The organism is Psychrobacter sp. BI730, assembly GCF_013414195.1.
Taxonomy (GTDB): Bacteria; Pseudomonadota; Gammaproteobacteria; order Pseudomonadales; family Moraxellaceae; genus Psychrobacter.
On record NZ_JAATTV010000016.1, the window covers coordinates 68,204 to 77,937 of the forward strand.

Sequence of the window (9,734 nt, forward strand, 5' to 3'; positions counted from 1 at the left end):
TTTATTGACGTTATATTTTTAATAAAAAAACAGATTTAGGGTTAGAGAATAAATGGAGGTAGGCCTGTATCTATAAGGGCTAAGCGTTTTTCGGAAAAATAAAAGGCTTTAATATACCAACAAAAAGTATGCCAATGGTGTAAATACCTAAATTTTTATTTTACTTGTGGGTCATCATTAGACAATGAAACTTGACGAACGATATCTCTATAATAAAAAGGCATGATGGTAAAGTAGCTATCATTTATTAAATTGATAACCTTTGATCGCTGTAATGGATTAATCATGATCAGAGGGTTTTGTCCCCTGTGCTTTTTAAATGTGCGTTGAGGGTATTAAAGGTAGTCGTGAGACGTAAATATAGTCATTGGACGTAAGTAAGGAGACGGTATGAAAATCGGTGTAATCAGTGCAGATATCACGAGCGAGAGCCGTGTAGCCATAACCCCAGACGCAGTCAAAAAATTGCGTAAACTTGGGTTTGAAGTCGTCATTCAGTCAGGTGCAGGCCAAGCAGCATACTATGCTGATGAGTTGTATCAGGCTGCGGGTGCCGACATTGCCAGTAGTCGCACCGAGGTGATTACCCAGTCTAAGATTATTACCACCGTCAATGACCTACCAGCGGAAGCCACTGAAAGCTTGTCGTCTGGTCAGATTGTCATTGGCATGCTTGACCCGTATCGCAACACTCAGCTTGACACTTATGCAGCTAAAGGCGCGACAGTCTTTGCGATGGAGTTATTGCCTCGTACACTGTCACGCGCACAGAATATGGATGTATTGTCGTCACAAGCCAACCTCGCTGGTTATAAAGCAGTATTGCTAGCGGCCAATGAGTATTCGCGTCCTTTCCCGATGTTTATGACTTCAGCGGGTACGGTTAAGCCAGCCAAAGTCGTTATCCTAGGTGTTGGTGTTGCAGGTCTACAAGCGATTGCGACAGCCAAGCGTTTGGGTGCAGTGGTAGAAGCCAGTGACTTACGTCCGACCGCTCGCGAGCAAGTGGAATCACTCGGTGGTAAATGGCTTGATGTGCCGATGAGCGCAGAGGAGGCTGAAACAGCTAAGTCTACCGGTGGTTATGCATGGACGCCATCAGAGCAATATGTCAAAGATCAAGCAGCTGTCGTGGACAAAGCATTGAGCAACGCTGACATCGTTATTACCACGGCGCAGATTCCTGGTCGTAACGCACCGCGTTTGGTACATGGCGCAACGCTTGCCAAAATGAAAGCAGGTTCCGTACTGATCGATATGGCGGCCGGTACTGGTGGTAACGTCGAAGGCAGCGTGCCTAACGAAACCATTACCACAGACAACGGCGTACGTATCGTTGGTGCCGCCAATATCCCATCTATGCTCGCCGCACAGTCGTCAGATTTGTATGCCAATAACCTTGTTAACTTTATTACGACATTGATTGCACCTACTGGCGATGATGCAGCAGCCAGCTTGGCACTTAACTTAGACATGGAAGACGAGATTCAGGGCGCACTGGCAGTGACACATGACAGTCAGGTACGACTGGCCAAACGCTAGTTTGAACAGTCTATTACCACATATTTTGTCACTACACATTTGCCAGTAATGAATAAATTTTTAGGAGGATTAGATGATTGCCACTATTTTAGCTGCAGCGCCAGCCGGTGCGGCCATGAGTAGCACACCATTTGTAGCGATTTTCACTGTATTTGTGCTCGCTATTTTTGTCGGATACTACGTGGTTTGGGGCGTTACGCCTGCATTACATACGCCATTGATGGCGGTAACCAATGCCTTATCAAGTATCGTCATCGTGGGTGCGATGCTACAGACCGTCACGATTGATGGTTCAATGTTTACACCGACCAGTTTGCTTGGTGCCTTTGCGGTATTTTTAGCCAGTATCAATATTTTCGGTGGCTTTGCTGTGACTGAGCGTATGCTTGCGATGTTTAAACCGAAAGTAAAAAAAGCACCAGTAGCAACCACTGATGCCGGAGGTGACGCATGAACGATTTCTCAGCAATGATTGCGGCAAATGCAGATTGGTTCTATCTGGTCGGCGCTATCCTCTTTGTTTTAACTTTGCGTGGTTTGTCTAGCCCAAAGACAGCGATTCGCGGTAACCGTTTTGGTATGGCAGCGATGGCAATTGCCGTTGTGACTACCTTCTTTTTAGCAGAAGGCCCTGTGCTTTGGTTGATTATCGGTGCGATGGTGTTGGGTGCCCTCGTTGGTATGTGGAAAGCGAAAACAGTCGCGATGACTCAAATGCCAGAAACGGTTGCTTTAATGCATTCATTCGTCGGTTTGGCAGCGGTTGCGATTGCACTTGCGACAGTATTACACACTGAACAGCAGCATGGTGCCGTTGCTCGCATAGAGCTATTTATCGGTTGCTTCATCGGTGCGATTACATTCTCAGCCTCGGTCTTTGCCTTTGGTAAATTGGCAGCGAAAAGCTGGGCGAAAACACTGGTTGGCGGCTGGGTAAAACCGGTCCAAGCGCTACTATTCATTGCGATGATTGGTTTCGGTGGGGTGTATTTCGTCACTGACTCACTACCAGCATTTTATGCGATGGCAGTGATTGCCGTTATCTTTGGTTGGATGTGGATTGCGCCAATTGGCGGCGGTGATATGCCAGTGGTTGTATCACTATTGAACTCATTCTCAGGTTGGGCAGCAGCAGGCATTGGTTTCACCCTTGGCAACTCGATGCTGATTATCGCAGGTTCTCTAGTCGGTTCATCAGGTGCGATCTTGTCTTACATCATGTGTAAAGCCATGAACCGCTCACTACTTAATGTCTTGTTTGGTGGCATGGGCACATCAGCGGTGGCAGCAGGCGGCGATGATGGAGCACCGAAGAACTACAAAGCAGGCTCAGCAGAAGACGCAGGATTTCTCATGTCTAATGCTAGTAGCGTGGTCATTGTACCAGGTTATGGTATGGCACAGGGCCGCGCACAGAATGCAGTAAAAGAGCTATATGAGTTGTTAAAAGAAGAAGGTGTTAACGTTCGTTTTGCTATCCACCCAGTTGCGGGTCGTATGCCAGGCCATATGAACGTCCTATTGGCTGAAGCTGATGTCCCTTATGATGATATTTTAGAAATGGACGAGATTAACTCAGATTTCGCGAGTACAGATGTGGTCTTGGTTATCGGTGCAAATGACGTTGTGAATCCATCTGCGAAAGATGATCCTACTTCTCCAATCTTTGGTATGCCGATTCTAGAAGTCAGCAAAGCCCAGACGGTCATGGTCATCAAGCGTTCAATGAGTACCGGTTATGCTGGTCTGGATAACAGCTTATTCTACATGGACAAAACCATGATGATCTTTGGTGATGCCAAGAAAATGGTGGAAGAGATGGTACGTACTATCAATGGCGGCGGTCATTAATCTCTAAGCTATGTTTTTAACCATTATTATTTGCAGATAAGTTTTCAGATAAAGAAAGTCACTGAGGTGGCTTTTTTTGCGTTAAAGTGGGCGACATTTATGAGCCGACTATAGCCTGAGGTTATTGCCAACTAGAGTTGGTTTTTCAATGATCACAAAATCAACTGTGCTTTGTGTACTCAGTATACGGTTTGCGCTTAATTAATTTTTTAGCTAATTTGCACTGCTTTAACGATAGACAATCACCAATTATAAATACGATGAAATAAGAGAAAAATTTATGAACATGTTACTGCGTTTTTTTATTATGGTCAGCTTACTTAAACAACAGCTCAAGCATCAATCGACGAGTGAGACTATCAGTCTAGAGACATTGACTGCACCGACTGTACGTCATTATCGAATTTTGCCCCACGATATGGGGTTTCGCGATCATTTGCCCAATTATCGTTATCTATCATTTATTGAGCTAAACGTGACACGTTGGGTAAAGGCGTGTTGTCACCAAAAAGGCATTAAATCGCTGAATTGGGTGATTGCCATGCAGGAGATGATTTATCTTAAGCAAATTAAATTTTTGGATAAAATGACACTTAGCAGTGCAGTCGCAGGATGGGATCATAAATACGTGTATTTTGAGCATCGGTTCTTTGTCAAAAACCAGCTGATGGGCGTTGGTATGACCAAGTTTGTTTTTACAGATAGTAAAGGCATGCGCACACCAGAAGTATTAGATATGATGGGCGAGCAGTTGACAGATACCATTAACACATGGAATCAGCACCAAGTCGCAGTAAAATCGACTAAATCAGCCTAAGCCATATCGCAAAACAGTCTTGAAGCCCAGTATTGGAAAACAACATCGTAAAGTAACTTGGCTATAATCATTTGCTGAATTTTGGTAGGATAGAGCCCATCAAGTCGTCAGTATTAGGACGATGGCATCGTTTTTTAAGATGATGTTTCTCAAAACGACTAAAAATAAGGTACCACTATGACACCACAAAAATTAAAATGGACAGACAGCTTAGATATCGCGATTGAGCTTTATGAGAAATTTCCAGAAACAGACCCACAGTACATTCGCTTTACTGATTTGCATCGCTGGGTAACTGAGCTTGAAGGCTTTGATGATGATCCACAAAAATCAAATGAAGGCATCTTAGAAGCCATTCAAATGAACTGGATTGATGAAGCCGATTAACCGATTCGGTCTACCAGCATTACTACAAACAGAAAACTAAATAAACAGATAGAAAAGGCCGCATCATGACCTCACAAATTAAAGAGCTACCAGAAGCGATAGCTTGTCGCGGTATCAGCGTTCGTACCACTAATAACGCTGAGATAAGCCATGACACTGCCAAACTTGGTAGATTATGGCAGAAGTTTTATCAAAATCATGCGGGTGAACTTCCTGAAGGTGAAGACATTTATGGTGTCTATCACAACTACGAAAGCGATGATCTGGCAGGGGCGTTTGACGTTGTGGCCAGTTGGAAAGTAGCCAGCGAGCAAGATGCTCAGTCAGAAAGCGACAGTGTCGCCAATGCTAGTAACGTAGTGACGGTTGATATTCCTGCAGGAAAGTACTTGGTATTTTCTGAAGAAGGTTATATGCCTAACACTGTGATGAATGCATGGGAAAGTGCTTGGGAATATTTTAATACCGCAGACTGTGAGCATACCCGCACTTTTAATGTAGACTTTGAGCATTATATCGGTGGTAACTTAGAGTACGGTCAAGTTGATGTCTATATTGGGATTGAGTAAAGCTAGTGATTGGCTAGGTAATTTAAGCTGCTTGATCCATGATCGACAAAAACAATGACAAAAAAAGCGCTAACCTAAATCAGGTAGCGCTTTTTTCTTTGAGCGGATGTCATCAATTAGACAGTCGCAATTAATACTACATTCAATCTAGCAACAAATTTTCCAAAATGCCTTCGTAAATCTGCGCAAGCTTTCCTAGGTCATCGACTTCTACTTTTTCATCCACTTGATGAATCGTCGCATTACGCACACCCAGTTCAACGACTTGGGCACCAGTTGGGGCGATAAAGCGTCCATCGGAGGTACCACCAGAAGTCGATAGGGTGGTATCGACATCGGTCACTTTTTTGATGGCATTTTGACAGGCCGAAACCAGTTTTCCTTCAGGGGTCAAAAACGGCTGACCAGATAACTTCCAATGAATATCGTAGCTCGCTTTACTGTTGGCAAAGTGCTTATCAAAGATAGCATGCGTCTTTGCCTTTAGTTCATCTTCAGTCGTTTCAGTTGAAAAACGGAAGTTAAAAACCACATTTAGCGTTTCAGGAATGACATTGGTTGCGCCAGTGCCGCCGTTGATATTCGATATTTGTAATGATGTGGCTGGGAAGTAGTCATTGCCGTTGTCCCATGCGGTAGACGTCAGTTCAGCAAGGGCGGACATCGCCGCATGAATTGGATTAGATGCCAGATGTGGATAGGCGACATGGCCTTGTTTACCTGTAACGGTAAGCTCTGCGCCTAGCGAGCCACGACGACCGTTTTTGATGATATCGCCTAACGTATCGGTACTTGATGGCTCACCAACGAGACAATAAGTGATTTTTTCTTGACGTGCCTCTAAAGTCTCGATCACTTTGACCGTACCATTAATTGACGGCCCTTCTTCGTCCGAAGTGATTAAAAAAGCAATTGAGCCATTGTGCTCAGGATGATTGGCGACGAAACGTTCGGCTGCAACAGTAAAAGCTGCAATACCCGTTTTCATATCGGCGGCACCGCGTGCCCATAGATATCCATCAGCGATAGTTGGAGTAAACGGAGGGTAGGTCCAGTTTTTCTCATCACCTGTTGGTACGACATCAGTATGACCAGCAAAGCAAATCACTGGATCGCTAGTACCGCGGCGTGCCCATAAGTTTTTGACTTCGGCATGTTCACCGCTTTGTTTTCTATCACCAAAATACATAAACTCGCAATCAAAGCCTGCTTGTTCTAACCGTGCTGACAACATATCTTGGCAACCATCGTCATCGGGCGTTACTGAAGGGCGCTCTAACAGTGCAATACTTAAATCTAAGGTTTCTTGCTGATGAGTTGTGTGTTGAGATGCGCTTGATTGGTTATGAGAGTCAGACATGGATAAGCCTTTTGTATAATAAATTAAAATGGTAAATATAAATAAAGAGTAGAGGATAAATGCTAAATGGCTACTTCGACAAAGGGTACAAGACCATCACGGCGCATCCACGTAGCGATAGAGTAGCGTTGGCGATGCGCAGTTTGTACTTGATGACGTAAATCACTGTCGAAAATAATCAGTCTATTGGCAACTGGCATCACTTCATGGTGCGTGCCATGCTTATCCACGATTTCTAGCGCACCGCCGTCAGTTGTTTCCCAATTATCATTGAGATAAAACACTGCTGAGAGAACACGTTCATCACGTCCAGCAGGGTTGTCACTGTGCCATTGATAGCCAAAGCCAGTCGGATAGCACGCATAATGCGCTTCACTATGGCGAATACCAGCGAATAAACTACGATTAAATAGCGAGGCTAAAGCATTAATGCTTTGTAGATAGTAATAGCCTGCAAAAAAGTCTTCAGTAATCCAGCGTATTCTATCACCGCGAATATCACTGATGCGAACACCAGCGGTCAGCTCTGCATCACGATAGTCAATAAAACCGCTTTCTGCTTGTAGTGCTAATAAGGCGGTACTATTGAATACGTCATCAATGATGAGCCAGCCGTCAGTGACAAAGGTATCAAGCTGTTTATCCGTCAGCTTATATTCCCAGTCCACCGCAAAGTCAGACATTTGCAATACGTGCTGAGTAGGAATTTCTTGGCTAACATCATGAGTATTTGGCAGCAGTAATGGTGGATTATCCTGACCTATCGGACGATCAACGACCAACGCTGTCTTGTTAAGGTTGCTAATAATCTGCGTCATTTCATCTCATTATTATCAATCAGCTGTCAATATACCGTCATTCAATACGTTTTTATTGAAAGCACTTACTAAAACCACATTATCTTTTACTCTGCCTATGCTACCATAGATGCAATTTTTCTTATTTAAACTTTTGAGATTATGAACTATAAACACGCCTACCACGCTGGTAACTTTGCTGATGTGGTTAAACACATTTTATTGGTACAACTGCTTAATCAACTGGGGCAGAAAAACAAACCTTTTTATGTGCTTGACGCTTATGGCGGTCGTGGACTGTATTCACTAAGCAGTGAAGAAGCGCGCAAAACAGGTGAGGCCAAAGGCGGTATTCAAGCTTTTCTAAAAGCAGATACCGAAAAGGCACCAGCTGCTGTCAAAGATTATATGGAAGGCATCAAGCAAGCCAAATTCACTTATGACAATAAAGTCTATCCTGGTTCGCCATGGTGGGTGGCCCATCACGTCGAAAAAACCGCCGCTAAAAAGCCTGATGCTGGCGTGCGTGCTGAGGCTTTTGAAGCCAAAGCGACTGAATACGATGCGTTAAACTATCAGCTACATAAGTTGCCAATTGGTATCCAGCATCGTGATGCTTTTGAAGGTATTACCGCTGTTATTCCACCAAAAGAAAAGCGCGGTTTGATTTTCCTTGATCCCCCTTATGAGCAAGAGCATAAAGACTTTACGCGCCTTATCGACCTATTGGTCGCGGCTTATAACAAGTGGCCACAAGGTACTTATGCGCTTTGGTTCCCAATCAAAAACATCGAAGCCGTAGAGCTCTTCTATAAAAAGCTCAAACGTACTGAAATGAGACGTCAGCTGGTTTGTGAGCTAAACATTTATCCTAATGATGTTGCAGTTGGTCTGAACGGTACAGGTCTACTGGTTATCAATCCGCCATGGCAGTTTGATAATCATGCACGTGAGATATTACGTTTCTTACAGCCAGTACTAAAAGTAGAAGACGCGCCAAACTTGACGCCTGATAGTGCGACCAATGTGCGCTGGCTCGTCGGCGAATAGCAATAACGGCCAATAAGGATATTAAGATGACGACTCAGCCACCTATCGGCCAGCCGAATAATGCACCTGTGAACAATGCGTCCTTAAATGACGGCTCGCTGCAAGATAATGCAGCGACACAGCCACCGTTTATTGATGAGCACGAGTTTAATATCCGCCTAGCGGATAACGACAGCTATGATGGTTTGACATTTGAGGTGATTGAAGCTGAAGTAGCCGAAGGTAAGCGAGTGGTTAGTCGCGGTGTTTATTTGGCACCCAATCTGATCACTACCTTATCGCTACTGTCAGGCTTTTACTCGATTTTGGCGAGTACCCAAGGCGAGTTCTATAAGGCAGCTTTGGCTATCTTTTTATCCGCTATTCTTGATGGCGCAGATGGACGTGTCGCACGTATGCTCAATGCGCAAAGTCCATTTGGTGAGCAATATGACTCTTTAGCAGATATGCTAGCGTTTGGCGTTGCCCCTGCTATTTTGATTTATAGCTTTGCTTTAGAGCCATTGGCTCGTATCGGCATTGGCTGTGCGTTTGTCTTTACTGCTTGTGCTGCTTTTCGCCTTGCACGCTTTAATGTTCAGGTCGGTATCGTCGATAAAAAATACTTTGTTGGTTTGGCAAGTCCGCTTGCTGCCATATTGGTGACGTCCGCTGTGATGGTTGCAGTCGATCATAACGAGTGGATTGGTCAATATGATACAGCTGTCATGCTATTGTTTGCAGCTTGGGTAGTGACTTGTGGTCTACTGATGGTCAGCAATGTCAAATACTATAGCTTTAAAGAATTTGACAAAAAGAAAGTACCTTTTGTAGTGCTTATTATTGGGGTGTTAGTCATGAGCATCGTGCTCTATGATATTCCTGTTGGTATCTTAGCCATCGGTATTATCTATGCGTTATCAGGTATCGTGACTACGATTAAAACGAAAGTGAAAAGTTAAACGCTGTATTTAGATTTTATATAAGGGAACTTACCGTCAGGTAAGTTCCTTTTTTTGTATGCTCTATATATTTCTAGAGTACGTCAGCCACTGTAAACAAGCTCAATCTGTAGATATAAAAGACAGTATTTAAATTTTGATAGCGATAACAATAGGTTAGGTGGATAGAGTATTGTTAATAAAAATAACTGAGATTATTTATAGAGTTTCCTTGTTTTCTATCTAAAACTCCGTATACTGCCACCCAGTCGAAAGGGAAGTGGATTACAGATTTGAGCAATGTAGATTGTTTGAATTAAATAGAAAATACTTCTTGACTAAATAAATATAGCGTCTATAATACGCACCTCATCAAGACGAGCTGGAAGTAGCTAGTGTGTAATTACACATTAATAACCCAGTTAACTTGTTGAAACAAAT

The 9,734-nt window shown here is 43.6% G+C and carries 10 protein-coding genes; 8 read left to right on the forward strand and 2 right to left on the reverse strand.

All coding sequences use genetic code 11. The features are described 5' to 3' along the window. Nucleotides 1–390 precede the first annotated feature (390 nt). From HCZ91_RS12030 to HCZ91_RS12055, 6 genes are all read left to right on the forward strand, one after another. Nucleotides 391–1,542, forward strand: a complete 1,152-nt coding sequence (locus HCZ91_RS12030; RefSeq protein WP_179799556.1) for a Re/Si-specific NAD(P)(+) transhydrogenase subunit alpha — start codon at nt 391–393, stop codon at nt 1,540–1,542. A 115-nt stretch (nt 1,543–1,657) separates the two neighbouring features. Further along, nucleotides 1,658–1,996: a proton-translocating transhydrogenase family protein gene (locus HCZ91_RS12035; RefSeq protein WP_197707696.1), complete on the forward strand. Its 339-nt coding sequence runs from the start codon at nt 1,658–1,660 to the stop codon at nt 1,994–1,996. A gap of 14 nt (nt 1,997–2,010) precedes the next feature. Further along, on the forward strand, nt 2,011–3,393 hold the full coding sequence (locus HCZ91_RS12040) for an NAD(P)(+) transhydrogenase (Re/Si-specific) subunit beta (protein WP_179799564.1): 1,383 nt from the start codon (nt 2,011–2,013) through the stop codon (nt 3,391–3,393). A gap of 280 nt (nt 3,394–3,673) precedes the next feature. Next, nucleotides 3,674–4,210 (forward strand): acyl-CoA thioesterase, encoded by a 537-nt coding sequence (locus HCZ91_RS12045; protein ID WP_179799557.1) that lies wholly within the window; start codon nt 3,674–3,676, stop codon nt 4,208–4,210. Nucleotides 4,211–4,387: 177 nt separating this feature from the next. Next, nucleotides 4,388–4,597 carry a Fe-S cluster assembly protein IscX gene (iscX, locus tag HCZ91_RS12050; RefSeq protein ID WP_021812734.1) on the forward strand — a complete coding sequence of 70 codons (210 nt, stop codon included), beginning with the start codon at nt 4,388–4,390 and terminating at the stop codon, nt 4,595–4,597. A 65-nt stretch (nt 4,598–4,662) separates the two neighbouring features. Further along, complete coding sequence (locus HCZ91_RS12055; protein WP_179799558.1) at nt 4,663–5,166, forward strand: GyrI-like domain-containing protein; 504 nt, start codon at nt 4,663–4,665, stop codon at nt 5,164–5,166. 142 nt (nt 5,167–5,308) lie between these two features. Here the strand turns inward: HCZ91_RS12055 and dapE are convergent, their stop codons facing one another. Both dapE and HCZ91_RS12065 read right to left on the reverse strand, forming a co-directional pair. Then, complete coding sequence (dapE, locus tag HCZ91_RS12060; RefSeq protein WP_165596763.1) at nt 5,309–6,526, reverse strand: succinyl-diaminopimelate desuccinylase; 1,218 nt, start codon at nt 6,524–6,526, stop codon at nt 5,309–5,311. 62 nt (nt 6,527–6,588) lie between these two features. Next, the gene (locus HCZ91_RS12065) at nt 6,589–7,344 is read right to left on the reverse strand and encodes a 2OG-Fe(II) oxygenase (protein ID WP_179799559.1); all 756 of its coding nucleotides are present in this window, start codon (nt 7,342–7,344) and stop codon (nt 6,589–6,591) included. A gap of 141 nt (nt 7,345–7,485) precedes the next feature. Here HCZ91_RS12065 and rlmJ point away from each other — a divergent pair, with 141 nt between their 5' ends. Both rlmJ and pssA read left to right on the forward strand, forming a co-directional pair. Next, on the forward strand, nt 7,486–8,373 hold the full coding sequence (rlmJ, locus tag HCZ91_RS12070) for a 23S rRNA (adenine(2030)-N(6))-methyltransferase RlmJ (protein ID WP_057758888.1): 888 nt from the start codon (nt 7,486–7,488) through the stop codon (nt 8,371–8,373). A 26-nt stretch (nt 8,374–8,399) separates the two neighbouring features. Beyond that, nucleotides 8,400–9,314: a CDP-diacylglycerol--serine O-phosphatidyltransferase gene (gene pssA, locus HCZ91_RS12075; RefSeq protein ID WP_257020059.1), complete on the forward strand. Its 915-nt coding sequence runs from the start codon at nt 8,400–8,402 to the stop codon at nt 9,312–9,314. Nucleotides 9,315–9,734 lie beyond the last annotated feature (420 nt).

What these genes read in the sequence shown, in the direction of transcription:
- HCZ91_RS12030 (WP_179799556.1), top strand. Translation starts at nt 391, where the DNA reads ATGAAAATCGGTGTAATCAGTGCAGATATCACGAGCGAGAGCCGTGTA.
- HCZ91_RS12035 (WP_197707696.1), top strand. Translation starts at nt 1,658, where the DNA reads ATGAGTAGCACACCATTTGTAGCGATTTTCACTGTATTTGTGCTCGCT.
- HCZ91_RS12040 (WP_179799564.1), top strand. Translation starts at nt 2,011, where the DNA reads ATGATTGCGGCAAATGCAGATTGGTTCTATCTGGTCGGCGCTATCCTC.
- HCZ91_RS12045 (WP_179799557.1), top strand. Translation starts at nt 3,674, where the DNA reads ATGAACATGTTACTGCGTTTTTTTATTATGGTCAGCTTACTTAAACAA.
- iscX (WP_021812734.1), top strand. Translation starts at nt 4,388, where the DNA reads ATGACACCACAAAAATTAAAATGGACAGACAGCTTAGATATCGCGATT.
- HCZ91_RS12055 (WP_179799558.1), top strand. Translation starts at nt 4,663, where the DNA reads ATGACCTCACAAATTAAAGAGCTACCAGAAGCGATAGCTTGTCGCGGT.
- dapE (WP_165596763.1), bottom strand. Translation starts at nt 6,526, where the DNA reads ATGTCTGACTCTCATAACCAATCAAGCGCATCTCAACACACAACTCAT.
- HCZ91_RS12065 (WP_179799559.1), bottom strand. Translation starts at nt 7,344, where the DNA reads ATGACGCAGATTATTAGCAACCTTAACAAGACAGCGTTGGTCGTTGAT.
- rlmJ (WP_057758888.1), top strand. Translation starts at nt 7,486, where the DNA reads ATGAACTATAAACACGCCTACCACGCTGGTAACTTTGCTGATGTGGTT.
- pssA (WP_257020059.1), top strand. Translation starts at nt 8,400, where the DNA reads ATGACGACTCAGCCACCTATCGGCCAGCCGAATAATGCACCTGTGAAC.